Source organism: Kineococcus radiotolerans SRS30216 = ATCC BAA-149, assembly GCF_000017305.1.
GTDB classification, from domain to species: domain Bacteria; phylum Actinomycetota; class Actinomycetes; order Actinomycetales; family Kineococcaceae; genus Kineococcus; species Kineococcus radiotolerans.
In genome coordinates this window covers 4,547,303-4,573,163 of the sequence record NC_009664.2, presented here as the reverse complement: position 1 = coordinate 4,573,163, position 25,861 = coordinate 4,547,303, and the positions used below count along the sequence as shown (strand labels likewise).

The following is a 25,861-nucleotide window of genomic DNA, read 5'->3' as shown; positions in this document are numbered from 1 at the left end:
CAAGAGCGCCCCACGCAGCCCCGAAACGCTTGGTAGGCACCACCGGTGCCCAGCAGCCGACGCGGGGACAAGGGGCCAATAGTGCACGAAGATCTTGCGGGACTGGGGAGCCTGGAACGTCTGCGGGTAGTCCGGCAGTACGGCACCCGACCCCGCCCGGGCACCGCGGCGCGCTTGAACGAGCTCACCGCCAGCGTCGCGCAGCAGGTGGGCCTGCCCATCAGCACGCTCAGCGTGCTCACCGAACGCGCCGCGGTGTACCCCGCCTTCCACGGCCTCAGCGGCTGGCTGCGCCTGGTCCGCACCGTGCCCGCGGAGTTCGCCCCCTGCACCGACGTCGTCCTCACCGGCGACGCCTACGTCATCGACGACCTCGAACGCGACCGACGCCACCGCGACAACCCCCTGCTGCGCCGCTTCGCCATCGCCAGCTACGCCGGGGTACCGCTGCGACTGCACCAGCAGGTCATCGGCACCGTCTGCGTCATGGGCCGAGACCCCCACACCTTCACCGATAGAGACCTGCAGGTCCTGCACGACGCCGCCGCCGAAGCCGCCGACCTCCTGCACCGCGACGGCGGGCCTCCGCGCACACCGGCGGAGCTGCTGCGCGAGGAGGCCGACGCGCAACGTCAGGAAGCCGACCGCGTCGCCGGGGACCGGGCGCTGGCACAGAGCCGGGCGATCGATCAGGCTCTGCTGCGCCAGGTGAAGGGCCAGATCGGAGGTGAGGTTCTGGACCAGGTGAAGGGCCAGATAAAGGGTGGGGGCGTCCTGAACCGCTAGACCCGCCCGGAGAGACTCGACTCCCAGCGTGCCCGAGCACCTCGGTGCAGTAGCTCCAGACCTCGTCGGATTCGTTGAACAGGTCCTGAGCACTGACACCAGGGGCGTCTCCGCCAGCCAGTACCGACTGCTCCACGTCGTGAGTGAGAACGGCGACGGACCATGAGTGAACACGTTGACGGGACGGGCGAAGGCTGCTGCTCTGGTGATCCCCGCGACCACCACAACAGCATCCCTGCCCAAGCAGCGTCGAAGTGTGGAGGCATCCGTGAGACGCCAGGTGACCGAGCAGGTCCAGAGGTTGTTCTCGACTCCCCCGGACAACCGGGGATGGCCCGCCTCCCAGGCCCGTCTCCCACGGTTGATGCTCACGCAGGGCTGACCCAGCGGCGACGTTACCTGCCGGGACCGACGCAACGGTCGCGCCCGTGCTCCTTGGCGCGGTACAGGGCGGTGTCCGCGGCGCGGATGAGGGACTGCTCGTCATCCTCCAGCGCGGGGTTCGCCACCGCCCACCCGGCGCTGACGGTGACCAGACCCCGGGGACCGCGCTCGTGCTCCAGCCTGAGCGCGCGCACAGCAGCGACGGCCGCTTCGGCCACCCGGGCGGTCGCCTCGGGGCCCGCCCCGGGCAGGAGCAGCACCAGCTCCTCACCGCCGTAGCGAGCCACGAGGTCAGAAGATCGCCGAGCGGACGACGTCAGGGCGGCAGCGACCTGGCGCAGGCAGTGGTCCCCGGCCAGGTGGCCGTAGAGGTCGTTGTAGGCCTTGAAGGCGTCGAGGTCGCACATCACCAGCCCCACCGGTTCCCCGTCACGAGACGCCCGGTCCCACGCGCTCTCCAGGAAGCGGTTGAACGCCCGCCGGTTCGCCACCTGGGTGACCTCATCCATCGAACTCAGCCTCTCGAGCTCGACGTTGGCCTTGCGCAACCGCGCCTCGGCCGCCTGCCTCGTCGCCACCTCCGCCTCCAGAGCGGCGGTGCGCTCCGCGACGAGCTCCTCCAGGCGTTCCGCGTGCCTGCCCAGGGCTTCGGCCCGGTGGGTGAGCTCCTGCTCGCGCTGGAGGGTGTCGACGACCTGGCCGAGGGCCACCTGCAGGGCTGCGGTGACGGTCCGGTCCTGCTCGTCCTGCTCGATGCCGTGGACCATCAGGCCGTGACACCCGGAGGGGCCCACCAACGTCCTGACCGCCACCGCTTGGGGGAAGGCGTCCTCGAGAGCGGGGGGCAGGAGGAGTCGTTCGGGGAAGGGCGCGGAGGAGTGCGTCTGGACGACGTCACCGGAGCACAGCAGGGCCACCCGGGCGAGCGCCTCACCACTGGTGGGGCCGGGAAGGCGCAGCACGAGGGCGAAGCGGTCGATGCCGAGTCGCGGCAACCACGCCGGCAGCACGTCGATCACTTCCGCCACGGAGCTGCACGTCGTGAGCACCCGGTGCAGGTCGTGGACCTGGGCGAGGCGGTCCCGGTGCGGCAGGGGACGCACGCCGCTCTCAGCGCACTCCACACCCGTCGAGCGCCGTAGCCGGGCCGCGCTCACGACGACGACGTCTCGGCGCCCGGTCCCCAGGAGGGCTTCCGCGACCGCCCGCCCCTGCGCGGGGAGGTCCTGGTCGATGGAGGTCAGCCCGATGAGCTCGGCGATCGGGGAGTCGTCGAAGCCGGTGACGGACAGGTCCTGAGGCACCCGGAAACCGGCGAGGGCCACGGCGTCAAGGGCTCCCAGGGCCGCTTCGTCGTTGCCCGCCACGACCGCGTCGGGGCGGAAGCCGTCCTGCAGGCAGCGGTTCAAGGCCCGGAAGGCGGGGTCGCGGTCGAATCCGGAGTCGAGCACCCGCGCGGCGCAGAGAGGGATGTCGTGACGTCGCAACCCCTGCACGAAGGCGTCCTCGCGTTCCTCGGCGTCGGGGCTGCCGGGGTTGCCGCGCAGGAACACCGGCCGCCGAGCCTTCCCGTCAGCCAGGACGTGGTCGAGGAGCGCGGACATGCCGACGTGGTTGTCGGCCATCACGGCGACGGCCCCGGGAACGCGCCTGCCGACGCCGAGCACGGGGACGTGGTACTTCCGGGCAGCGGTGACGGCCACGCGCTCAGACTCGGCGTTGCGCTGCTGGGTCACGATGAGCGCAGCGAAGTGTCCTGCTTCCAGCGCCTGCACGAGCAGGTCCGCATCGTGCAGCCTGTCGCGCCAGGTGTTGTAGGCCACGACCTGCCACTGGGTCGGGGCCAGCCGCGCGCACAGGCCCGCGAGCAGGCGGCGGGGGAAGTCCACCCCACCGTCCACCAGAGCGGCCACCCGTTGCGCACGTCGCGTCACAGGACGAACATCGGCGCCCCGACGGGTGCCCTTGACGGGCTCAGGAGCCCGTTCACCTCGCCGGGCCACCGGATCGAGCCCAACCCCGGGCTCAACTGACACACCGCACCCCGTACACCGCACAGGTCCCCAACCAGCCGGCCCCCACGACCACACCTCACCACGGCTCGCCAAGTACCCCCTTACGTCACCGCCCCACGAAGCCCTGCTCGAACGCCTGGGGACCGGGGGTCGCAGTCATCCGGCAGGCAACGCACGACTCATCAGCATCGCCGCCGCCCTGACCCACGCTTCGCCACCGGACGCCGCGACGAGCAGGGCTACTGCACACCCGTGAACAACGGCAGCTACACCCGGCGCCTCGACAGCGAGCGCGTCATCGCAGCCCTACCCAGCTGACCTCACCGCCCTCGCCAACTTCACCGCGGCCCGTGATGCCGTGGACGTCCAGCCGCCGAGCGATCGGGTTCACACGTCAGCCGGAACCTGCGACCGTCAGGCACGGGCTCGGCTCCTGGCCCGCCGACGGAGCGGGTCAGGCGTCGACCATGGCCGAGCGCACCTGCACCACCAGCTCCTCCGGCACCTCCACCAGGCCGTGGTCGGCGCGGGCGTGACCAGCCACCGCCAGCAGGATCTCGTCGACGGAGCCGGTGAAGGCGCGGGTGCAGCCGGGCACGACGTCACCGCAACGGAACTTCTTCATCATCAACACTCCGAGATGGGATAGGGCGACCAGACCGCGCTTCAACCGAGGCTGCGACGAGGAGAACGATGTTCTCAGGTATCGGGTCCCGGCGCTGCTGCTTGAGCCGAGACCGCCCGCCTCACCCACCTGCGCTGATCAGCGTCCACAGCTGAGCCCGCACCTGCCGCCGTATCGGGGACAGGGGGCTACCGAGCGCGGGACAAGGCCACCAGCAGGTCCGCCACGGCGACGACCCCCACCACCACGCCCTGCCCGTCGGTGCACACCAGCGGCGCGCCCACGTCCTCAGGGCGACGGGTCGCGGCCCGACGGGCCACCTCCGCCAGCGACGCCGAGGGCGCCACCAGGAGCGGCGGTGACCACGACGAGGGGTCCACGACATCCCCACCACTGTCGCTACGGCCACCACCGGCGCCGGCGTTGCGCACCGCCCGCACCCGCCCGTCCGCCCCCAGCAGCACCTCGCACGACGCAGGGTCCGTCCCCACCCGCGCGCTGCGCACCAGGCTCAGCACGTACTCGTCCAGCTCCGCGCGTCCCGCCCATGTCTGGATGTCGCGCACCAGCTCCTCACCCAGCTCCGGCAGCATCACCGCAGCCGGGCGGGCCAGGACGTAGCCCTGCCCCAGCGCCACCCCCAACCCCACCAGCGCCTCCAACTCACCCGCCGTCTCGATGCCCTCAGCCAGGACCCAGCCGTCCATCCGCCCCACCAAGTCCCCCAGCACCTCCACCAGGGCGTGCTTGACCGGGTCGGCGTCGATACCGCTGATCAGTTCCCGGTCCAGCTTGACGACGTGCGGGCGCAGCGCCAGCAGCTGACTCAGCCCCGCGTAGCCGGTGCCCGCGTCGTCCATCGCGATCATCGCCCCCCGCGCGCGGACCTGCTCCAGCACGTCCAGCAGCCTCGCCTGGCCCCCGGGCTGATCACCGGCGCGGGTGTGCTCGGTCAGCTCCAGCACCAGCCGGGACAGGTCCCCGTGCTCCAGCAGCGCCGCGGCGACACGCTCGTCCAGCAGCAGGTGCGGCTCGACGTTGACGGTGAGGAACGTGTCCGGCGGGAGGACCTGACGCATCGCCACCGCCGTGGACACCACCCGAACCTGCAGCTGGGCGTTCACCCCCCAGTGCTCCGCCGCGGCGAACCACCGGTCCGGGGTCGCGGTGATCCCCGAGGCCCGGGCGTCGAAGCGGGAGAGGACCTCGTAGCCGGCCACCGCGCCGGTGCTCAGCTCCACGATCGGCTGGCTGTGCAGGCTCAAGCGGGAGGGATCACGCAGCACCGCCTCCAACGCCGAGCGCCACCTCGGATCCGACGGCTCGAGCCACGGCTTGGCCAGCGGCTGCAGCGATCCCGGTGGCGACTCCGATGAAGCAGGGAGCACAGGTGCCGCGCCAAGGGCGGCCGCCGGAGCGGGAGGCAGCGCATCGACCGCAGGGACGACGGGGGCGGCGGGGGCGGCGTCCATCCCCTCCCATCGGCCGGCGCCGAAGCCAGGCGAGGTGGGTCCTGTCATGAAGCCAGTTGATCCCCCAGCACTCGTCCACGTCCACTCGCCCGTCGTTCGCGACGAGCAGCCCACCCCGGGCTCAGGAGGAGCCCACCAGAGGTCGAGGCGCCCTCGGATCCATTCCACCGTCCAACCGGCGCAGGCCAGTGGTTGCGCTCTGCTGCCGTTAGGGCACTACAGGTGGCGGAAGGGGACATGGATCCGTCAGGGCGGTGTACATCCGAGCGAACCGGTTGCGGACTCACCCACCCACCCTTCACGGTGACGTGGTGGATGACGACGCTGTCCTCGACGGACCGGGCCGTGGAACCGGCCGCAGGGCCGGCCCCCGCGCTGGAGCTGACCATGATTCGAAACGTGCGCCCCGCCGAAGGAGCAGGCCGGAGTCGCAGTCCGCGCCGGGGTCAGCGCCAGGGTCCGCATCGGAGTCCGCTGGCCTGGCTGAGGACGCGGTCAGTGCCTTCCTGCACGCCCCCCTCGCCGTGGCCGTCTGCCACCCTGACGGCACCGTGCTGCGCGTCAACCCCGCCATGACCGCCCTGCTCGGCTACCCCCCGCAGGACCTGCTCGGGCGTGACCTCTTCCGCCTGCTCCCCGATGATCTGGTGGCAGCGGCGAAGGCTGCCTACGCCGCCTTGCGCCGAGGTGACGTCGACACCGTCGTGCACGAGACCCGCTTCGCCACCGCCACCGGTCCCCGCCGCGACGTGCGGGTCACCACCTCCGCTGTGCGCGACACCGCGCCCGGACGAGAGCACCTGATCATGCACCTCGAGGACATCACCGACCGGGAAGACCTGCGCCGGCGCCTGCAGTACGAGGCCAGCCACGACTCCCTCACCGGCCTGTGGAACCGCGCCCGTTTCCTCGAGGAGCTCGACCGAGCTCTGCCCCGGGGAGAGCGTCACGACCAGCCGGTGAGCGTGCTCTACCTGGACCTGGACAACTTCAAGGCCGTCAACGACCGCCACGGCCACGCCGCCGGGGACCGGCTCCTGCAGTCCTTCGGCGATCACCTGCGCGACTGCGTACGCCCGGAGGACACCGCCGCCCGCCTCGGCGGGGACGAGTTCGCCGTGCTGTGCGAGAACACCACCGCCGCCCAAGCCGCGGTCGTGGTCGAGCGCCTCACCGGCGGCACCTGGGCCAGCGCCTTCACCGACCTCGCGCTCGGTGTGGCCATCGGCATCGCTACCACCCCCGCCGCTGGAACCGACACTCACGGCGCTGCCGATGGGGATCACGGCAGCGCCGAGACGCTCCTGCACCGCGCGGACGGCGACATGTACGCCGTCAAAGCCCGGCGGGGAGGTTGAACGGGTTCGTTTCCTCCTCCCCGAGGCAGGCGCAGCGACTCACCTCACGAGGCAGGCGCATCGGTGAGACACGAGTCGAGGACGGCAGCTGGCCTCACGCGCTTCGCGTGGGTCGCCGGCACGACTGCCACCGTCAACCACTCCTGGTCGTCCTCGGCCTGCACCGGGTGATCGCGCTCGCGGAGCGGTCGCCTCCGCCGCGTCGGCGCCGATCACGGCGTCCCGAGTTGTTGTGACGGGCCTCACGGAGCAGATGTGTCGGTTTCGATCAAGGTCTGCCGCCGCTTCTCCGACGAGCACTACACCGTGCCGTCGGTACGGCGTGCCGCTCTTTGTGTGGAGGACCAGACGTGACCAACGTCGACGCGACCCTGAAGGCCTGCCTCGAGATCGACGGCGCCACCGCCGCGGCCCTCGTCGACTACGAGTCGGGCATGTCGCTCGGCCAGGTCGGGGGCGGCGCCCTCGACCTCGACGTCGCCGCCGCCGGCAACACCGACGTCGTGCGCGCCAAGCTGCGCACCATGCAGCGCCTGGGCCTGTCCGAGCAGATCGAGGACATCCTCATCACCCTCGGCACCCAGATCCACCTGATCCGCCTCATCCAGTCCCAGTCCGGCCAGGGCCTCTTCCTGTACCTGGTCCTCAAGAAGGACTCCTCGAACCTCGCCATGGCGCGCCGCCAGCTGACGATCCTCGAGCGCGACCTCGCCATCTGAGACCACCCGCACCACCCGTCGCCAGCCCACTCCACCCGCGCCCCCTGGACGGCCACGCCGAGTCGCCTCGACCTGGCCGTCCGGGCGGCCGGATCTCCCATCGAGTTCCTCTCGCGGTGATCCAGTGCGGGAGGACGCAGCCGCCACCCCTGGTCCATCCGAGTGCGTTTGGTGCTCCTGGGCTCGCGGACGGTCGAAGGAGTCACCGTGAGATCCCTCAGGGAAGCCGCGCGTCGACACGCTGGGCTCGCCTTCTCGGTGCTGCCGCGCGGACGGATGCTGCCCGATGAGGTGTGGCAGCGCCGCCACCGCGCCATCGTGCGCGTCGCGGGACTGCAGGCCTTGGTCCTGGTGCTCTTCGGTGCCTTCAGCGCACAAGGCGTCGCGGCCAGCCTCGCCGGTGGGCTGCTCGTCGCCGCTCCCCTGCTGCTGGCCTTGCCGCCGTCCTCCTCCCGCAAGCTGCGTTCCGGTGCGGCCTCGGTCAGTCTCTTCCTCGCCTCCACCGTGCTCGTGCAGTTCTGGAGCGGGCAGACCGAAGCGCACTTCCACTTCTTCGTCATGGTCGGTCTCGTCGCCCTCTACCAGGACTGGGTCCCCTTCAGCGTGGGCCTGCTCATCGTCGTCGTCCACCACGGCCTGCTCGGCACGCTGTTCCCCGGCGACGTCTACGACCACCACGCCGCCATGACCCACCCCTGGCGGTGGATGATGATCCACGCCGGCTTCGTCCTCGCCGCCAGCGCCACCCACCTCACCTCCTGGCGCCTGAACGAGCAGCAGGGCCTGCGCGATGCCCTCACCGGGCTGGCCAACCGCACCCAGCTCAGCGAGTTCCTCACCCGGGTGCTGTCTCGCCGGGACCAGGTCGGGGTCCTCTTCGTCGACCTCGACGACTTCAAGAACGTCAACGACTCCCGCGGTCACGCCGCCGGGGACCAGTTGCTGCTGGCGGTGGCCGAACGCCTGCGCGCCTGCGTGCGCGGTAGCGACCTGGTGGCGCGCCTGGGCGGGGACGAGTTCGCCGTCGTCATCCACGGCGGCGCCGCCCCCGCCCGCCGGGTCGGAGAGCGGTTCCTCGCCAGCCTCGCCCAGCCGGTGGACGTGGACGGGCAGCCCATCCACGTCCACGCCAGCCTCGGCACCGCCGACACCGCCACCCTGTGCGGAACGCTCAGCGAGCTGGACACCGCCACCGAGCTGCTGCGCAACGCCGACCTGGCGATGTACTGGGCCAAAGCCGCCGGCAAGAACCGCCTCGTGGCCTACTCCCCCGGTATGTCGCAGGCCGCCCACGACAAGGCGTCCCTGCGCGAGGACCTCACCCACGCCCTCGACGCCGGGCAGCTGGAAGTGCACTACCAGGCCACGGTCGACTTCCGGAAAGACAACGGACTGGCCCAGCCGAAGGGGTACGAGGCGCTGCTGCGCTGGCACCACCCCGAACGCGGCACCGTGCCCCCGCTGGAGTTCATCCCCCTCGCCGAAGCCAGCGGCGACATCCTGGCCATCGGGGCGTGGGTGCTTCGCACCGCCACCGCACAAGCCGCGACGTGGAGCGCGGAGCGCGGGTACCCGGTGAGCGTGGCGGTCAACCTCTCCGCCGTGCAGCTGGCCTCCGACGACATCCTGCACACCGTGCGCGAGGCGCTGCGCGAAAGCGGCCTGCGCCCGCACCAGCTGACCCTGGAAGTCACCGAAAGCGTCCTGGTCGACGACCTCGAAGCCGTCTCAGCCCGCCTCGCGCAGCTGCGCGCGACCGGGGTGCTGGTGGCCATCGACGACTTCGGCACCGGCTACTCCAGCCTGTCCTACCTGCGGCGGCTGCCGGTGGACACCGTCAAGATCGACCAGTCCTTCATCACCGACCTCGCCCACGGCGGGTCCGCGACGACGCTGGTGGCCTCCATCATCGAACTCGCCCGCAGCCTCGGCCTCGACGTGGTCGCTGAGGGTGTGGAGACCGAGCAGCAGGCGCAGGTGCTGCGGGAGCTGTCCTGCACCTACGCCCAGGGCTACCTCTACGCCCGTCCCCAGCCGGCGCGCGAAGTCGCGAGCCACGTCCCCGACCACGCCACCGGCTACGTCACCGACCACGTCGTCGGCCGAGCCACCGACCACGTCGTCGGCCGAGCCACCGACCACGTCGTCGGCCGAGCCGCGGACCGGGTCACGGGCTCGGTCCCCAGCCAGGCGACCGGCCAGGTCCCCGACGCGGGCAGCGCCACCGCCGCCGCGGTGTCCTCATCGCGGGTTCTGTGAGGATCGCCGAGAGCAACACCGGTGCACGCCGGCCGACGCTCGCGCTAGGCGTCGTCTCCGTCCTGCTCACGTTCGCTGCCGTCATCGTGCTGCGCACACCCGCCCACACCTCCGAAGCCGCTGTGGTGGTCTCGACCGGTCCAGCCGTGTGCCTGCAGCTCACCGGAGGGCAGCAGCTGTGCTTCGACCCTGAGCACGTGGCGCACCTGTCCCTGGGCTCACTGCGCACCGGTGAGTGCGTGAACACCACGCGTGCCGGGGCAGCTGATACGGCCGTGATGGCCGAAGCCTTCACCCTCGTCCGCTCAGCCCCAGCAAGCGCCTGCGCAGCCTCCTGAGCACAAGCCAGGTCTGCCCCAGCTGTGCCCCACTGTGCCCCGAGGGAGCGCTCGTCCAGCCCGCTACCCGTGCCGCAGTCGCAGATCGAGTACCGCGGGAGATCGTTGACCAGCCAGCTCCGCCACGCTCCACCCGGATGGCTAATAGACCGTCGATTCCTCGGTGAGGCCACCGTGACAGGTGCTCGTCCTCCTGCCCATGTGACCAGCGAATGCTTCCCGAGGCTCGCGCACCGCGGAGGACGCCGGAGCTCAGGTACCGACCATCCGGGTCATCTCGCGATGTGCGCGGAGAATCTGCGAACAACGCCCCGACGCCCGACGAGCCAGGGTTAACTCCGCGCCGCGCCGGACACGGTCGAGGAACTCAGCGGGACGGGGCTCTGTTCGGTGGGGAAGTCCTGGACCGTCACCGGCCAGGCGTGTATCGCCGGTGACTCATCCGCCGTGCTGCTTCGCCCGATGTCCCGCCCGATGTCCCGCCCGATGTCCCGCCCGATGTCCCGCCCGATGTCCCGCCCGATGTCCCGCCCGATGTCCCGCCCGATGTCCCGCCCGATGTCCCGCCCGATGTCCCGCCCGATGTCCCGCCCACTGCCCTAACAATGGCGCAGCCCGGAGGTGGCGGCCTGCAGCAGCGGCTCGGAGGGCTCGACCACGTCGAGGCGGGCGGGACGGTGCCGCCTGGTCTGCAGGGTGGGCAGCAGCGCCGTCCCGTCTCCGCAGCCCACGGCGAGCAGGGCGCCGGGCTGGTGCTCGTCGTAGAGGCCGGCCAACCTGCGCTGACCGCGGAGCACAGCCCGACGTTGTCGCCACGCGAACCGCCATCGAATGGAACGGCATGGCCGCGTCCTCGCCCGGGCGTGACTCTGGCGTCTCATCGCGAGGCCGCTTGTTCCCGACCCATCCGTACCCACCGGGTCCGTTGGCTGTTCCTGTGCGCCGCGGTGTGCCTGTGTGTCGGTCTACGGAACCTGCCCCGCTTAGGGCGTCAATGAGGTAACGGGTCCAGCGACGGCGGTGGCTAGGCGCAGCTCGCTACCGGCGGCGGTGGAGGCCAGTACCCCGATGCGCAAGGCGCTGACACGGTGCACGCCACTGGCGGGGCTGTCTTGCACGTTGACCGTGAGGGTCAGCACCGATGTCACCGCAGCCATCACCGGAGTCAGCGCCGGCGCCACCGCGGCGATGACCGGGGTGAGCGCGGACGCCACGGCGGGAACCGCGCCGGCAGGAGCGGCGAACAGGGCGGTGTTGACCACCGCTCCCAGGGCTGGCAGCAGCGACGACGTGAGGATGGAGAGCAAGCCGCCGGCGGGGGCTGCCCCGTCGATGCTGGTGGTGCCGGTGCCCTGCACCAGCCCACCGAGCGTGGAGTTGATGACGACGATCTTGGGCGTCCCCAGTCCCAGCGGGGCCACGGTGACGCGGAGCTCGACCGCGGCGGCGTTCAGGACTGCCGTCAGGCGCTGCTGGACCTGCGTCTTCCAGGTGTTCAGCAGTGCCGTCACCCGGTTGGGTACGGTGGTGTTGAGTGTGGTCAGCAACAACTGTGTGTTCGGCGCCTGCCCGTTGAGGCCACCGGAACCGCTGAGTAGCTCGGCCACATCGACGGTGACCAGCCCGTTGCGCAGGTCCACGGTGACCATCCCATCGCTGAGGGGAGTCAGCAGTTCGGTGTTCAAGGCCGCGAGGTCGAGGGTGATGTTCGCCGTGCTCGTTCCCGCAGTACCTCCTAGCAGAGGACCTACGACGTTCTTCAGCGTCGACTGCAGGGTGGTCTTCAGCCCGTCGACGGTGGTGGAGACCGCACCGAGCTGGGTGGTCAGGGTGGTGCCGACGGTCTTCACCGCCGGAACGGAGGCCCGGAGGTTCAGCGAGGCGATGCCGTAGCTGCGCTCGGCTGAGGGGACGTTACTGCTCAGCTGGCACCCCTGGAGTGCGGCGCGGGCTCCGACCGCGCCGACACCCAGGTTGACCCCAGCCAGCGCGACGGTGGCGGGGGCGAGCTTGGCCAGGTCGATGCTGGCGGCATCCCCAGCGGGCGTGCTGGCGGGGGTGGCGGGGGTAGCGGCGCTGCCGAGGGCGAGGGCACCGGTGTCGGAGATCAGCCCGGCGGCGGCGACGGCTTTGCCCTCGCTGCCGGCCCGGGCGTACTGGGCGTAGGCGCCGAGGTTGGTGCCGGCCAGCGGAAGGGTGAGGACTCCGCTCAGGTCGGTGCTGAGGGCGGTGTTCAAGGCGGTGATGGTGAGGTTGTTGCGGAATGCGTCAGCACCCACGGGGGTCGTCGTGGCTGGGACCGCGCTGGCTCCAGTCCCCGGGTTGGTCACCGACACCCCGGCCACGTCCACGACTGTGGACAGGTCGCGTCCCAGCAGGCGACCAGTGGTCATCCGCGCTTGGCTGGCGCTCCTGTAACGGCCGAGGGTGGCGCAGCTGAGCGGTCCACCCACCGACAGGGAGGACTGCACCATCTCCCGGTCCACCCAGGACGCATCGGTGGTCTCGGCGATGTCGCCGAGCGTTCCCAGGTGCGCGACGCTGAGCAGTGCGGCAAGGGTCGTCGCGACCACAGCGGTGACCGCCCGTCGGCTCACCGCACGCTGGCTGACCGGGGGCTGGCTCACCGGGGGCTGACCGACCGTGCGCCGACGGATCGCACGCCAGCTGGCGGCGCGCCGGGTCATTGTCGGCCCCGCGAGGCTCGTTGTATTGAACGCTCAGGCGCATGCTCAGGTGCTCGCTGAGTTGAATCCTGAGGTGAGCGGTGCCGCCGGGCCAGAGCGCTGAGGAGCAGACCCGCGGCGATGGCCCCTAGAGCCAAGCCCAGGGTAGGTCCCAGTTCGGCCCCGGTGCGAGCCAGGCGCGTCGGCAGATCCGACGGGTCCGACATGGAACCACCACCCGACCTCGGAGCGCCCCCAGCGGCCCGAGCGGCAGATCCCGTCGTCACCTTCACCGGGGACGCGCCGAGGGGTGCCACCGTGATGGGACGCACATCGGCGGGAGCCGAGGTGGAGGTGGGCGCCGACGTGGGCGCTGCGGGGGGCACCGCAGGAGGCGCCGGGATGGGCGACTCCTCGATGGGTTTCTGCGGAGACGCTGCGGGCAGCTCAACGGCCGGGGAAGTCGGTGCCGGGGCGGTGGCTGTGGGTGCGCCCGTCGGGGTGGCACCTTCAGGCGTGGGCGTGGAGTTGGGCGTGGGGGTGCGCGTGGGGGTCGGAACGCCGGTGTCGTCGCCGGAGGCGGTGAGTCCGATGCCGATGCGCCCTGAGGCGCCTTGCAGCTCCGCGGAGGCGTTCTCGGGCAGGTTCATGGTGACCAGGACCCATTGGGAGTCGGCCAAGGAGATGTTCCCGACCGGCACCATCGTCTCCGCCGGTACGTCGGCCAGGCGCTGGGGGGCGAGCAGCTGCAGCAGGTTGCCGGGGCAGCGGGCGGGCTTGGTCAGCCAGCGCTGATCACAGGTGCGGACCTGGATCCACAGCCCGTCGGGGCGGGTGACCAGGGCGCCTTCGGAGGCGACCTGCAGTTCCAGTGCGCCGACCGCCCCGCCTTCGAGGGTGGCTTCGATCTCCCAGTGGATGCGTCGGCCCGGGGCCAGAGTGGCGGGTCCGTGGCGGGTGAACTGCGAGTCCAGGCGCAGCTTCGGCGGCGTAGAGTCGGCGACCGCGCTAGAAGCCAGGGCGATGGAACCCGCGGTACCGGCGGCCACAGTGATGAGCACGACGCTGGTGAGGACGCCGATTCTCGAACCGAGCCAAGGGCCGAGAAGGCGGCGGGTCGAACGGTCGACATCGGCGAATCCACGATGGCGCATCTGGTCACCTCCTCCTGCTGTGAGATTTGCCGGTCACCGTGGTCACCGTGGCTGCTGGGGCGCTGTGATCGACTAGCTGTTGCCGCTCGTAGTGGGGCACGGTGTCGGTCGGGGGTCATGAGGGTCATGACGTGCCTAGCTCTGCTGAAGTTCGACTCCACCAGCGGCGGCGCGGCGTGCAGGGCCGCAGCTAGGAACGAATCCCCGACCGAGTTGGCGGCTGCGCCGTGGCTGCTGTCGGCCAGAACGTCCACGTCACCAGGGCCCCGACGAGGAGCGTGGTGGCGCTGAGAGCGAGCGGGGATCGAGCCCGGTTGATCCAGTGCCCCAGGTGCGCTCGGGAGACGATGACCCGGCGCACGTCGCTGACCGCGTAAGGCACCGGGTCCGCGGTGGCGTTGGCGTCACCCTTGAGGGTCAGCAGCCGAGAGGCGGCAGGCCCGTTGGGGTTCGGCGCGATCCGCAGGACGCGGTGGGTGACGGGCAGCGCGTCTGGCCGTTCCACGGTGACCACGTCACCGACCACCACCTCAGCCGCGGGAACGGCACGCACCACGGCGACCGCGCCGGCGGGGATGGTGGGGCTCATGGACCCGGTGCGGAACATCACCAGGGTGATGTCGCAGAACACCGCCGCGGCGATGGCCAGCAGGCAGACCACTCCACCAAGTGCCGCTACGGTCAAGACCGTCTCGCGGACCCAGTGCCGCAGCCTGGGCTCGCCCGGTCCAGCATCGTCTGAGTCGACCAGCGCAGCGGACTGGGCGCTGGTGTTCGGCGTCGGCGGCGTGGCCGGCTGTTGCTGCGTGAGCGAGGTTTCTTTTTTCTGCATCGTCTGCAGCGCCTGCACCATCTGCAACGTCCGCCTGTCCTGGAGGCTCATGCCAGCGCCGCGTCGTACTTCCAGAACAGCCTGGCTGTCTTGTCCTGAATGGTGTTGTCAGCGGTGGCCGGCAGGGTGATGGCGAAGCAGACGTCGACGGCGTTGCCGGCGCTGCTGGGACCATCAGCCGCCAGCGGGATGGATTGGGTCGCGGGGGTGCTCAAGGTGGCATCGACGACGTGGCGGGCGCTGAGACTGGTGGGCAGGGAGAAGTTGGTGGCGCTGCAGGCGGCCTTGGCGACGCCGGTGACCACGGTGTAGCGCAACGTTTCGAACAGGGTCTGAGAACCCCCAGGAGCAAGGACAGCGCCATTCAGCTGGAGGGAGCCTGCCTCGGAACCGGCTTTGGTACGCAGCTGCATCGGCGCGTACACCGTCTTGCCCGGGATGAGGTTGGCGGCGTCGATGGTGAAGTTCAGCTGGCCGGCGTTGGCTTCGTCAGCACCGTCGCGCCAGACCGCCGCGCCGGAGGTGCCGTTCCAGACGTTCTGCTCGATCGCGAAGCTGGCGGTGGCCATGTCGCCGGCGCCGTCGGTGCCGCCCCAGACCCATTCGGTGTCCGTCCACGCAGCCAGGGTGACCGAGCCGCCCACGCCCAGGACGAGGCCGCCGGCGAGCAGGGCGCGGGTCTTGGCCCAGCGGCCGGAAGCCCGCAAGCGTCCGAGACCGGCGTGACGGGCAGGGAGCTTCGGCATGTCCAGGGCATCCGTGAGGTCGGCGCCTCGGGGAGTGCTCGGGGTCTGAGGATTGGTCACGATGTTCTCCTGTCGCGGTCCAGCTGGCTGGGTCCTCACCGACGTCGGTCGGGCAGGGCATGGCGTCTGACGGGTGTACTAGCTGTCTTAACTAGTACTTCGGCACTGAGCGTCAGAACATGAAGCCAATCGGGTGACGCCGTCCGGGTCCCACTGCCGCGTCTCCTGCGAGCGCATGGCCGCTGGGCGGACGGAGAGCGGGTGGAGCCGGGCGGGACCCGGGGGACCTCGAGGAGATTTCCGCCGGCTTCGAAGTCGGCAGGTCAAAGCGTGACGGATCCAAGCCCGGCAGATCGACGTCGGAGCGGGTGCCGAGACCCGCCCCGTTCTTGGAGCAGCCTGCTGCGTCCAAGCCCGACCGCTTCCCCGTGGCTCCGGCCAGGCATGAGGACGAGCTGGTGAGTGCTGGCTGAGCACGGACTGTGCCGTAGATACCGTTACGTACCGGTGAGAGGCTCAAGGTCGCCGGCCAGGATGCCGAGGCCGGAACAGCGCCGGCCCAGCGCAGCACGCAGCAGACACGAGGTGGCGGGTCGCAGACCGTGGATGCGCAGGTGCGGCGGCTCGCTGCGACTGCGAAGGTGGGGCTGGCCCGCCAGCGGGGCTGGATACTGGTCGTTGATGAAGCAGCGGCGCTCTTCAGACGAGACGCAGAGGGAGGTGGCACCACGTGCACGACACCGACCAAGCTCTCGCGAGCGCCTTGTGGCCGCACCTGCTCGACGCCATCGCCGCCGGGGATCGCCGGATGTACTTGCAGGCGCGCAGCGGTGAGCGCGTCGTGATGATCAGTGAGTCGGAGCTGCAGCAGATGGAGTCGGAGCTGCGCAGGCTGCAGCAGCACATGGCCCCTGCCCACAGCTCTCCTGGCGTCAACCGGCTCACCGCTCGGGAGGCTGAGACGCTGCAACTGGTGGCCGAGGGCCTCAGCGGCGCGCAGATCGCCGAGCGGCTGGGTCGCTCAGCCAACACCATCGCCCAGCACCTGGCCACCATCCGCCGAAAGTACGGTGTGCGCAGCAGCACCGCCGCCGTCGAGGCCGCCCGCCGCGCCGGACACCTCCCCGCCGCCGGCCAGCCGCCGATCGACGAGCACCCACGCAGCGGCGAGCGGGAACCGGAGTAGCTGCGAGCAGGAGAGGACGCAGCGAGCTGCAGCTGCAGGCTTTCGCTGCACCCGCCCGGCCGTATCCCAGCACTGCGGCGCCGTTCGTGGCCTCCCTCCAGGGCCGGGGCCGGACCCACACCTGTCCTGCGTCTGCGCCTGTCCTGCGTCTGCCCCTCTGCTGCTCCCCTGCAGGTCTCCTTCCTGCCCAACCGACGGTCACTGCCATGACCCTCGAAAGGGGGCCTGACCTGCGGGTCCACAGCCGCAGCCAAAGTTGAGAACGCATGGACACCGCCGCGCATCGCCCTTCACTATGAGCCGATAAGCAGACACGTCGCCGCCCGACTGCGCACAGCCAGCGGGTACGAGGGAGTCGAACACCACGGGTGGAACACAGCGGTGTCGAGCGCGGCACCGCCGGGGACAACGCTGTCCGGCAGGCGTGAGGACAGCAGTGAGGTGGCGAGGGAAGCATGGGTACCCCGGAGACGGAACAGCGTCGCCAGGCTCGTGCCCGCGGCGTCCGCGACGCCGTGTACGAGATGTGGGGCGATGACATGCCCCCCACCACAGACCCCACCCTGTCGATCTTCACCGATGCAGTCCTCATCGACGACGAGCGCGGGCGAGACCAGGGTCTACTCGTCCAAAGTGACGGCCTGACCCACGAGGTGCTGCTGCAGCTGCTACGTGACGCTGGCCCCTCCTCCTGGCAGCTGCTTCCCCCCGCCCTCACCGCGTGGCTCACCACCCGCAGCGCCGACATCTCTCTCAGGAAGCTGGAGCTCACCGAGCCAGCCCCGGACGACCACGTCCCGAGCAACCACGTCCCGGCCGATGTCACCTCCACCCCGCCCGGCAACGCTTTACCTCCCTCAGCCCTTCCCAGCGCCCTAGCCGATGGCGCGCTGCTCCACCCCGGCGCAGGTGCCTGGGAGCTGGACCACCGCAGTCGGAGGCTGTCCTGGGACGAACAGTGCGCCGCCCTGCTCGACGTCCACCCCACAGACGGCGCCACACTAGAAGACCAGCTCGCGCACCACGTCCACCCCGAGGACCGCGAGCGCATCGCCGACGCCCTGAGCCGGGCCTTCGACACCCGCCAGCGCTACGAAGCGCGCTACCGAACGCGCATGAGCGACGGAAGTTACGCCTGGCGTCTCAGCAGCGGACGCGTCATCGACTCGAGCGCCGGGAGCGGACCTCGCATCGTCGGCATCATCGCTGCTCTACCCAGCTGACCCCCTCACACCGCCCCCTCACACCGCCCCCTCACACCGCCCCCTCACACCCCCCCTCACACCGCCCCCTCACACCCCCCTCACACCCCCCCTCACACCCCTCCTCACACCCCCCCTCACACCCCTCCTCACACCCCTCCTCACACCCCTCCTCACACCCCTCCTCACACCGCCGCCCCTCGCTTCTCCTTTCGCCTCGTAACGGCACTGCCGCGCTGAGGGTCCTCGCGGGCAGGTCAGTGGACACCCATCTGATGAACGGCGAGCGATCACGGAGCGGCCCACCTGGGCACCGGTGGTACTCACCGCTGGAGGTGAGGTGGCCAGGTTCAAGGATCTCCGGTCAGGCCAGGCGACCCGCTGGAACGCTTTGGTGAGCACTCCAGTGGAGGCACGAGCTGCACACCACTGGTACCAGGTGTCCTCCGCACCGCGGGCACAGCGTCAGCGCCATGATCGCCGCCCGCGTCGCTCTGCCCACCCCCGACCGCGTCCGCCAGGTCGTCATGGTCGTTCCCTCCGATCGCAACTTCGCCCGCGCCACCTTCCGCGCCGACTCCCGCGCCCTGCTCACCGAGGTCACCGCCCCCGTCCTCGTCCTGCAGAACCGCGCCGACGTCCTCGCCCTTGACACCGCCGTCCGCGACGTCGCCGCCCGCCGCCCCACGCCCCCCTCGTCACCCTCGACGCCTCTGGGCACTGTCCGCACCTCAGCCACCCCGCGATCACCGCCGCCTCCCTCTCGGTCCACTTGACCGCTGGTGAGCACGGCTTGAAGGGCTGACCGGGGTGTTGTCCTAGCCGGAATGCACTTGCCTCACGCAAACACTGCACTCCCAGTCTGCGGGGTCACCGGGTCAAGAAGGCAGGTGCCAATGCCGATGTTTGCTCAGGTGGAGGGGAACACCGACCGAGCCGAGGCACGTCGCGTGGCTGCGGTACATCGCTATGGCCTCCTCGACCCCACACCCGGGATGAGGCCTGAGGCAACGTCCGACGGGCACGTGGATGAACAGATTGACGCCCTGGCCCGTGTCGCCGCCGTCGTGACCAGGGCAGCCACCGTGACCGTCAACCTCATCGACGCCCACCGCCACTGCCCGCTCAGCGCGATCGGCGTCCCGCGGCGGCCCATCGCACGCAGCGAGTCGCTGTGCGCCACCCACTTCACCTCCGGGGAAGCGCTCCACGTCCCCGACCTCAGCCTCGATCCCCGCTACGCCGACCACCCCTGGGTCGACGGGCGCCTCGGAGCGGTCCGCTCCTACACCTCGATCCCCCTGCTCGGCCCCGACGGGTACGCCCTGGGGACCCTGTGCGCCGCCGACGAGGAGCCGCGCCGGCTGCGCGCCGAACAGCTGGCCGCCCTGCAGGACCTGGCCGGGGCCGTGGTGGCCCTGTTCGAGCGGCGCCGCCAAGCCACCACCAACGCGCAGCTGGTCGCGGAGGCCGAGGAGCAGCGCGATTTGGTGGAACTGCTCATGGCCGAGGCCGAGCACCGCGCGGAGCTGAACACCGCGGTCCTGGCCAGCGTCGACGTCGGCATCGTCGTGACCGATCCCGACGGGCGGCTGGTCTCCTTCAACGACACCGCCCGCGACTGGCTGGGAGCACCGCGGACCGGTCTACCGCCCGCTGCGCACGCCAGCACCTACGGGCTGTTCAGCGCCGACGGCACCACACCGCTGGACGGGGAGGACCTGCCTCTGCAACGGGTCCTGAGCGAAGGTGTGGTCCATGATGTCGAGATGGTCCTGCGCGCCGCCGGACGCGGCGACGTCTCGATCACCTGCTCGGGGCGCACCGTCGTCGGCGCCGGCGGTGAGGTCCTGGGGGCCGTCCTGGCCCTGCACGACGTCACCGCCGCCCGTCAGCGGCAGGCGCAGCTGCAAGCCGCCCACACGCGACTGGAACAGGCTCACGTCCAGCTGGAGGAGACCCACGCCCAGCTCGCCCAGCGCAGCGAGGAGCTGAGCGCCCATACCCGGCAGGTGGAGGCCCTGGCTGGGGTCATGCGCACCGTCGTCTGCTCCGCGGATCCGCACCAGGCCATCGCCGAGGCTGCACGCGAGATCACCGACGCCGAGGCCGCTTACCTCATGCAACCCGACGGACAGGGCCACCTGACCTCCACTGCCATGACCGGATTCGCCGCAGGCACCCAGCTGAGCTTGCCCATGAGCAGCCCCACTGGCCTTCCCCTGCACGCGCTGCGCACCCGTCGGCAGGTCTTCGTCGCTGACGTCGCCCACCACCCCGAGGCTGACCCGGTAATGATCGCCGCCTCGGACACCGTCTCGGGGGTGTGGCAGCCGGTGCTGAACAGCTCCGGGGAGGCGTTGGGGGTGCTCGGGATCATCTGGCGTCGCCGCGTCGATGAGCTGCCCGCCACGGTGACCGCCATGCTGCAGACCTTGGCCAGGGAAGCCGCGCACACCATCGAACGTGCCGACCTGCTCGTCCAGCTGGCCCAGGCCGCCCAGCACGACGCCTTGACCGGGCTGACCAACCGCCGGCGCTGGGACGAGGTCGCCCAGCACGAGATCAGTCACGCGACCCGTGCCGGCGCGGGCCCCGCAGCGGACTTGACCTTCGCCTTGATCGATCTGGACCACTTCAAGACCTACAACGACACCCACGGCCACCTTGCCGGCGACGAGCTGCTGCGCTCCTTCGCTCTCGCCGCGGCGACGCACCTGCGCGAGGTCGACACCCTGGCCCGCTGGGGCGGGGAGGAGTTCGTCGTGGCCCTGCCCGGGTGCAGCGCCACCGACGCCGTGACCGTCGCCGACCGCATCCGCGCCAGTGTCCCCCACGGACAGAGCGCCACCATCGGACTCGCGCAGTGGCGACCCGGCGAAGACGCGGCAGATGTCCTCGACCGCGCCGACGGCGCCTTGTACAAGGGCAAGAATGATGGTCGCGATCGGACCGTCCTCGCCGACGAAGGCGGCCGCCTAGTCCCTCGACCCTTCCTGTGAGACTGAACCACCGACACGACAGCCTCCCCCCTCTGACATCCTGCTCGATCTCGCTTCCTCAACAGGCTCACCGAGTCGAGATCGCCTTCAACTCCGAGTAGAACCGCAGCCCGATCAGCCCCTTGGGCTTCCGCCTTCGTCGCCGTGGTCATCGGCGCATCGCCGATCCAGCACGACGCGGGCAATGTCGTGCTCTCCATCGCCTTGGCCTTCATCTTCGGCCACGCGCTGACCATGCGTGGGGTGCGCCGTGCCGAGGTGAACTTCCGCAGCGCGCTCAAGGTCGCCCTGGCCGCCGACACCCTCTCCATCGCCGTCATGGAGGTCATCGACAACACCGCCATGGTGACCATCCCCGGTACCCTCGACGCCGGGATCAGCTCGTGGCTGTTCTGGGCCTCGCCGCCCGGAGCCCTGACTCTGGCCTTCGTCATCACCACCCCGGTCAACCGCTGGATGATCAGCCGCGGCGAGGGCCATGCCGAGGTGCACGCCTACCACCACCGAGCACCCGCCGATCAGCCTTTGCGCCACCCTGGGGCGGCAGGGCAGAAGCTGGCTGTGCCAGAAGAATGTCAAGGCCCGGGTCTGATGGAGGGTGTGAAGCAACGCTCAGCCGCCCGTCAGGGCGGGAGTGGTGCTGAAGCGGGCCTCCTACTCCACCGGCGGAATCATCCCGAGCTCGCCGTGCAGGCGTCGGTGGTTGTACCAGTCGACGTACTCCGCCACCGCGATCTCGACGTCGTCGATGCCGCGCCAGGGACCGTCGCGGCCGGGGACGTGAGGGTTGCGGATGCACTCGGTCTTGAAGAGGGAGTTGAACGCCTCCGCCAGCGCATTATCGTAGGAATCACCGGTAGAACCGACGGAGGCGACCGCACCCTCAGCGGCCAACGCTCGCTGTAGCGAACGGCGACGTATTGGACGCCCTTGTCGCTGTGGTGCGTCAGCCCCGTCAGGTCCACGCCTTCGCGCCGGCGGGCCCAGAACGCCATCTGCAGCGCGTCCAGGGCCAGTTCGGTCCGCAGGTGGGTGGCGACCTGCCAGCCCACGACCCGCCGGGTGCAGACGTCGGTGACGAACGCAGCGTAGACCCAGCCCGAGCAGGTGCGGATGTAGGTGATGTCGGCGACCCACAAACGGTCAGGACGCTCAGCGGAGAACCTCCGCTGCACCAAGTCCGGGCGCTGATCGGGTGCGGCTGAGACCGTGGTCCGTGGTGGCTTACCGTTGCGGCGTAGCCCGTGCAGTCCGGCTGAGCGCATCAGGCGTTCGACGGTGCAGCGCGCGATGCGGGCCGGTGTCTGGCCCGGTGGGCAGCGCTGGGCGCGGCGGCGGTTGATGGCTGCGTGCAGCTTCCTGGCTCCGTAGACGCGCAGGTTCTCGGCGTGGACCTCGTTGATCTCGACCAGGGCGGCCTGGTCGCTGACCGCGCGGGCCGAGGGTGGTCGGTGGCGGGCGGCGTAGTACGTGCTGGGGGCGATCTGCAGCTCACGGCAGATCGGCTCGATTCCCAGCTCCTGCTTGTTGGTGTCGATGAACTCGACGACCCGGTCGGTGCTTGGCCAGGTGCTCAGCGAGAGGGGCGGTCGAGCTCCGCCGCGAAGAAAGCCGATGCGCGGCGCAAGATTTCGTTGGCTCGGCGAAGCTCACGGTTCTCCCGCTCGAGCTCGGCCAGGCGAGCCGCGGCGTCGGTCGTAGTACCGGGCCGGTCGCCGGCGTTGACCTCGGCCTGCAGGACCCAGTTGCGCAGGGTCTCGGCGTTGATGCCGAGCTGGCCGCCGATGCGTTTGAAGGCGTTGACCCGGGTGGTGGGGTCGCGGCGCGCGTCCAGCGCCATACGGATAGCTCGCTCACGCAGCTCGTCGGGGTACTTCCTGGGCGCAGCCATGGAGACCATCATCCTCTCGGAGGCGTCACTTGCAGGTCTCCATCAAAGCCGGGCCTCGACACAGTGTGCCCCACCAGCCCCACCGGGAGAAGAGCCCACGACAGACCCGACGCGGCACCGCACCAGCGCGGCGCCTCCTCCCAGGCCCCCAGTCCCAGCCCAGGCGCAAGCACCGATACGTTGCGATTAGCACCGGCGGCGCCGTCAGCTCGTGCCAGGTGCACTGACACCGGGCAAGTATGAGACGCCCCTCCAAGCCGCTCACGCGACCTGACCGCCCCCACCCACCAGGGTCAACTGAAGCCGGGGCAGCCCCCTCGGGCAAGCCCTCCGCCCAGCACGGCTCCCACACCCGGCACGCCCAGCACACCCTGCCCAGTGGGAACGGGCAAGGGCCCGGACCGAGTCATGGGCGGGGTCTCGAACGGGGTCTCGAACGGGGTCTCGAGCCGGGTCTCGAGCAGGGCTACGAGGTGAGCACGGGGCAGCGTCTGGCGCAGCTGGCCCACGAGCTGCAACGCCGCAACGACCCGCAAGCGGTGATGGAGCACATCGTCACCGCCGCCGTCGCCCTCGTCCCCGGCGTGCAGGACGCGACCATCACCCGGGTACGCGCCCGCCGCCACGTCTTCTCCCAAGCCAGCGCGGGCCCCCTGGGCACCCTGCTGGACCAGCTGCAGGATCAGACCGGCGAAGGCCCCTGCCTCGACGCCCTCTACGAAGACCAGACCGTGCGCGTCGCCGACCTGGCTACCGACCCCCGCTGGCCTCGCTTGGCCCAGCACGCCGGGCAGGCGGGGCTGCGCAGCGTGCTGTGCTTCCAGCTGTTCGTCGAAGGGGACAACCTCGGCTCCCTGGACCTCATCGCCACTACCCCCGACGTCCTCGACGACGACGCCGAAGACGTCGGGCAACTCTTCGCCGCCCACGCCGCCATCGCCCTGGCAGGCGCGGAGGAGCTCTCCCACGTGCAGATCGCGCTGGTGAGTCGCGACGTCATCGGACAGGCCAAGGGCATCCTCATGGAGCGCTACCGGCTCGACGCCGATCAGGCCTTCGCCTTGCTGGCCCGGGTCAGCCAGGACGCCAATCGCAAGCTGCGAGAGGTCGCGGAGGAGCTGGCCACCACCGGGCAGCTGCACCGCTGAGCCCGTGAGCCCCTGAGCCCCTGAGCTGGAGGGCACCGCGCTCCCCCGCTCGCGGGAGTGCGGTGCTCGTGTTCGGCTACCGGGCAGGTGGGCGCGGCGGCCCGGGCCCCACGCCCGCCAGGCTCCTTCGTCCAGACCCGCGGGCGAAGGAGCCGCCCCAGCGTCTCGTCAGCCCCTCGGCGCACGCCCGTACCTCGGCGAACACCCGTGCTGGGTCTTTCGGTGCCCGGGCCCACTCAGAGGGCCGTTGTGCTTCAGCAATCTCCTTCAGCGCCCGATGAACAGGATGCCGATCAAGCAGCGCGTCGGATCCACCCGTCATCGGGGCCCGCCTGCTCACCTGCCGGCCTGGGCACCCGGGAGCCCAAGGATGGTCATGGCCACGCTGCGCAATCTGAACGTCGCCTCCAAGTTGTTCGCCGGCTTCGGCGTCGTCTGCCTGCTGCTGGCCGTCGTGGTCGCGCTCGGCATCAACCGCCTGGGTTCTTCCCAAGCCAACCTGAACCAGGTCTCCACCTCCGGCATCGCCTCCGTGCAGTCGATCGCCAAGGTCAAAGAGGACTTCTCCACCACCCGCTTCGACCTGCTCAACGCCGCCCTGGCCCCCGACGCGACCGCCACCCAGGCGGCGCTGAGCGCGATGACTGCCGATGACGCGGTCTACGACGCCTCTTGGAAGGCCTACCTGGGCACCGACCCGACTGCCTCCACCGAGGAACGCGGGGAAGCCGAGGACCTCATGGCGGAGTTCCGCACCGCGCGGAAGCAGTTGATTCCCCTGGCCACGGCCAACGACACCGTCGGCTTCTACCGCACGCGGGAGAGCGTGCTAACGCCCCTGGTGAAGCAGCTCAACACCCAGCTCGATGAGCTCAGCGGCATCGAGCAGCAGGCCGCCCAGGACATGGCCACCGAGGGTGGCAGCGACTACCGCTCCGCGGTCGTGCTGCTGCTGGTCATCGGCGCGCTCGCCCTGGCCGTCGCCGTCGTGGTCGCCGTCGCCGTCGCCCGTGAGATCGCCGGCCCGCTGTCCCGCGTCCTCACCGTCGTCGAGGGCCTCGCCTCCGGCCGCCTGGACCAGCGCGTCGGCATCACCACCCGCGACGAGGTCGGTCAGCTGGCCACCGCGCTGGACGCGACCATGGACCGTCTCACCGACACCGTGCGCCGCATCGCCGGCAACGCCTCCACCCTGGCCGCCTCCTCCGAAGAACTGACCACCGTCGCCACCCAGCTCTCCTCCGGTGCGGAGGAGGCCGCCACCCAGGCCCAGGTCGTCTCCGCGGCGACTGAGGAGATCTCCGCCAACATCGGCACCGTCGCTGCCGCCGGGGACGAGATGTCCTCCGCGATCCGCGAGATCGCCACCTCCACCGCCGAAGCCTCCTCCACCGCCGCCTCCGCCGTCGCCGCCGCCACGTCCGCCGGGGAGACCCTCGACCGCCTCTCCGCCTCCTCCCGCGAGATCGGCGACGTCGTCAAGCTCATCACCTCCATCGCCGAGCAGACCAACCTCCTCGCCCTCAACGCCACCATCGAAGCCGCGCGCGCCGGGGAGATGGGCAAGGGCTTCGCCGTCGTCGCTGGCGAGGTCAAGGAGCTCGCGCAGCAGACCGCGCGGGCCACGGAGTCCATCGTGACCCGCGTCAACGCCACCCAGACCGACGCCACCGAGGCCGCCTCCGCGATCGCGGAGATCACCGAGGTCATCGCCCGCATCGACGGGTTGCAGTCCACCATCGCCGCGGCGGTGGAGGAGCAGTCCGCCACCACCAGTGAGATGGTCCGCAACGTCACCGAGGTCTCCACCGGCAGCCAGGAGATCGCCACGAACATCTCCGGCATCGCCGCGGCCTCGGACCAGACCACCGCGGGGGCCACGCACACCGCGACCACAGCGGGTGAGGTCTCGCGCGCGGCGGTGGAACTGAACGAGCTCGTGGGCTCCTTCACCCTCCCGCGCTGACCCCAGCCGGGGTCTGGGGTCAGCCCCGGACCCCGGCCCCGTCCCCACGACTACCCAGGCCGCGTCGAGCCACCCGTGGTCGAGCCACCTGGGTCACCCCCGAACACCCGGG

The 25,861-nt window shown here is 70.6% G+C and carries 19 protein-coding genes and 2 pseudogenes; 12 read left to right on the top strand and 9 right to left on the bottom strand.

Annotated features, from left to right (window positions below; all coding sequences use genetic code 11):
- Nucleotides 1-174 precede the first annotated feature (174 nt).
- Complete coding sequence (locus KRAD_RS24725; protein WP_049821350.1) at nt 175-786, top strand: GAF domain-containing protein; 612 nt, start codon at nt 175-177, stop codon at nt 784-786.
- A 395-nt stretch (nt 787-1,181) separates the two neighbouring features.
- On the opposite strand, the gene KRAD_RS24720 is transcribed toward KRAD_RS24725, so the two are convergent.
- From KRAD_RS24720 to KRAD_RS21770, 3 genes are all read right to left on the bottom strand, one after another.
- Complete coding sequence (locus tag KRAD_RS24720; RefSeq protein ID WP_049821349.1) at nt 1,182-3,083, bottom strand: diguanylate cyclase domain-containing protein; 1,902 nt, start codon at nt 3,081-3,083, stop codon at nt 1,182-1,184.
- Between the two features lie 556 nt (nt 3,084-3,639).
- Entirely contained in the window at nt 3,640-3,813 is a 174-nt protein-coding gene (locus tag KRAD_RS25330; protein ID WP_012087865.1) for a DUF1059 domain-containing protein, read from the bottom strand.
- 185 nt (nt 3,814-3,998) lie between these two features.
- A complete protein-coding gene (locus tag KRAD_RS21770) occupies nt 3,999-5,075 on the bottom strand; it encodes an EAL domain-containing protein (protein ID WP_162145152.1) in 1,077 nt (358 codons plus the stop codon).
- Nucleotides 5,076-5,536: 461 nt separating this feature from the next.
- On the opposite strand from KRAD_RS21770, the gene KRAD_RS21765 reads away from it, so the two are divergent.
- The 4 genes from KRAD_RS21765 to KRAD_RS21750 all read left to right on the top strand — a co-directional run bounded on the left by KRAD_RS21765 (nt 5,537) and on the right by KRAD_RS21750 (nt 9,956).
- Complete coding sequence (locus KRAD_RS21765) at nt 5,537-6,640, top strand: GGDEF domain-containing protein (RefSeq protein WP_338033947.1); 1,104 nt, start codon at nt 5,537-5,539, stop codon at nt 6,638-6,640.
- Nucleotides 6,641-6,990: 350 nt separating this feature from the next.
- A complete protein-coding gene (locus KRAD_RS21760; RefSeq protein ID WP_012087242.1) occupies nt 6,991-7,359 on the top strand; it encodes a hypothetical protein in 369 nt (122 codons plus the stop codon).
- A gap of 207 nt (nt 7,360-7,566) precedes the next feature.
- Nucleotides 7,567-9,618, top strand: a complete 2,052-nt coding sequence (locus tag KRAD_RS21755) for a putative bifunctional diguanylate cyclase/phosphodiesterase (protein ID WP_012087862.1) — start codon at nt 7,567-7,569, stop codon at nt 9,616-9,618.
- A complete protein-coding gene (locus tag KRAD_RS21750) occupies nt 9,615-9,956 on the top strand; it encodes a hypothetical protein (RefSeq protein ID WP_012087861.1) in 342 nt (113 codons plus the stop codon). The genes KRAD_RS21755 and KRAD_RS21750 overlap by 4 nt, the downstream gene beginning before the upstream one ends.
- A 599-nt stretch (nt 9,957-10,555) precedes the next feature.
- On the opposite strand, the gene KRAD_RS21740 is transcribed toward KRAD_RS21750, so the two are convergent.
- The 5 genes from KRAD_RS21740 to KRAD_RS21720 all read right to left on the bottom strand — a co-directional run bounded on the left by KRAD_RS21740 (nt 10,556) and on the right by KRAD_RS21720 (nt 15,414).
- Nucleotides 10,556-10,753 carry a hypothetical protein gene (locus KRAD_RS21740; RefSeq protein WP_041292340.1) on the bottom strand — a complete coding sequence of 66 codons (198 nt, stop codon included), beginning with the start codon at nt 10,751-10,753 and terminating at the stop codon, nt 10,556-10,558.
- 186 nt (nt 10,754-10,939) lie between these two features.
- Nucleotides 10,940-12,553, bottom strand: a complete 1,614-nt coding sequence (locus KRAD_RS21735) for a choice-of-anchor G family protein (protein ID WP_157873700.1) — start codon at nt 12,551-12,553, stop codon at nt 10,940-10,942.
- An 86-nt stretch (nt 12,554-12,639) separates the two neighbouring features.
- A complete protein-coding gene (locus tag KRAD_RS26225; RefSeq protein ID WP_012087857.1) occupies nt 12,640-13,776 on the bottom strand; it encodes a hypothetical protein in 1,137 nt (378 codons plus the stop codon).
- Nucleotides 13,777-13,966: 190 nt separating this feature from the next.
- Nucleotides 13,967-14,659, bottom strand: a complete 693-nt coding sequence (locus tag KRAD_RS21725) for a signal peptidase I (protein WP_012087856.1) — start codon at nt 14,657-14,659, stop codon at nt 13,967-13,969.
- Nucleotides 14,656-15,414, bottom strand: a complete 759-nt coding sequence (locus KRAD_RS21720; RefSeq protein WP_012087855.1) for a SipW-dependent-type signal peptide-containing protein — start codon at nt 15,412-15,414, stop codon at nt 14,656-14,658. The genes KRAD_RS21725 and KRAD_RS21720 overlap by 4 nt, the downstream gene beginning before the upstream one ends.
- A 670-nt stretch (nt 15,415-16,084) precedes the next feature.
- Between KRAD_RS21720 and KRAD_RS24715 the strand changes: the two genes are divergently transcribed.
- From KRAD_RS24715 to KRAD_RS27330, 5 genes and pseudogenes are all read left to right on the top strand, one after another.
- Nucleotides 16,085-16,540, top strand: coding sequence for a helix-turn-helix transcriptional regulator (locus KRAD_RS24715; protein WP_012087854.1), 456 nt, complete (start codon nt 16,085-16,087; stop codon nt 16,538-16,540).
- Nucleotides 16,541-17,079: 539 nt separating this feature from the next.
- Nucleotides 17,080-17,763: a PAS domain-containing protein gene (locus tag KRAD_RS21710; protein ID WP_157873699.1), complete on the top strand. Its 684-nt coding sequence runs from the start codon at nt 17,080-17,082 to the stop codon at nt 17,761-17,763.
- 452 nt (nt 17,764-18,215) lie between these two features.
- Nucleotides 18,216-18,518 (top strand): hypothetical protein, encoded by a 303-nt coding sequence (locus KRAD_RS21705; protein WP_041292337.1) that lies wholly within the window; start codon nt 18,216-18,218, stop codon nt 18,516-18,518.
- A gap of 249 nt (nt 18,519-18,767) precedes the next feature.
- On the top strand, nt 18,768-20,744 hold the full coding sequence (locus KRAD_RS24710) for a diguanylate cyclase (RefSeq protein ID WP_162145151.1): 1,977 nt from the start codon (nt 18,768-18,770) through the stop codon (nt 20,742-20,744).
- 138 nt (nt 20,745-20,882) lie between these two features.
- A pseudogene (locus tag KRAD_RS27330) lies at nt 20,883-21,245 on the top strand (DUF4396 domain-containing protein); the annotation flags it as partial.
- A gap of 153 nt (nt 21,246-21,398) precedes the next feature.
- On the opposite strand, the pseudogene KRAD_RS25320 reads toward KRAD_RS27330, so the two are convergent.
- Nucleotides 21,399-22,635 (bottom strand): annotated as a pseudogene (locus KRAD_RS25320) (IS3 family transposase).
- 473 nt (nt 22,636-23,108) lie between these two features.
- On the opposite strand from KRAD_RS25320, the gene KRAD_RS21680 reads away from it, so the two are divergent.
- Nucleotides 23,109-23,783: a GAF and ANTAR domain-containing protein gene (locus KRAD_RS21680; RefSeq protein WP_041292336.1), complete on the top strand. Its 675-nt coding sequence runs from the start codon at nt 23,109-23,111 to the stop codon at nt 23,781-23,783.
- 376 nt (nt 23,784-24,159) lie between these two features.
- Complete coding sequence (locus KRAD_RS27725) at nt 24,160-25,749, top strand: methyl-accepting chemotaxis protein (protein ID WP_157873698.1); 1,590 nt, start codon at nt 24,160-24,162, stop codon at nt 25,747-25,749.
- Nucleotides 25,750-25,861: the final 112 nt, after the last annotated feature.

Bases quoted from the DNA above. Each gene is read 5' to 3' on its own strand.
- KRAD_RS25330 (WP_012087865.1), bottom strand. From the start codon at position 3,813: ATGATGAAGAAGTTCCGTTGCGGTGACGTCGTGCCCGGCTGCACCCGC.
- KRAD_RS26225 (WP_012087857.1), bottom strand. From the start codon at position 13,776: ATGCGCCATCGTGGATTCGCCGATGTCGACCGTTCGACCCGCCGCCTT.
- KRAD_RS21725 (WP_012087856.1), bottom strand. From the start codon at position 14,659: ATGAGCCTCCAGGACAGGCGGACGTTGCAGATGGTGCAGGCGCTGCAG.
- KRAD_RS21710 (WP_157873699.1), top strand. From the start codon at position 17,080: ATGCCCCCCACCACAGACCCCACCCTGTCGATCTTCACCGATGCAGTC.
- KRAD_RS21705 (WP_041292337.1), top strand. From the start codon at position 18,216: ATGATCGCCGCCCGCGTCGCTCTGCCCACCCCCGACCGCGTCCGCCAG.
- KRAD_RS27725 (WP_157873698.1), top strand. From the start codon at position 24,160: ATGGCCACGCTGCGCAATCTGAACGTCGCCTCCAAGTTGTTCGCCGGC.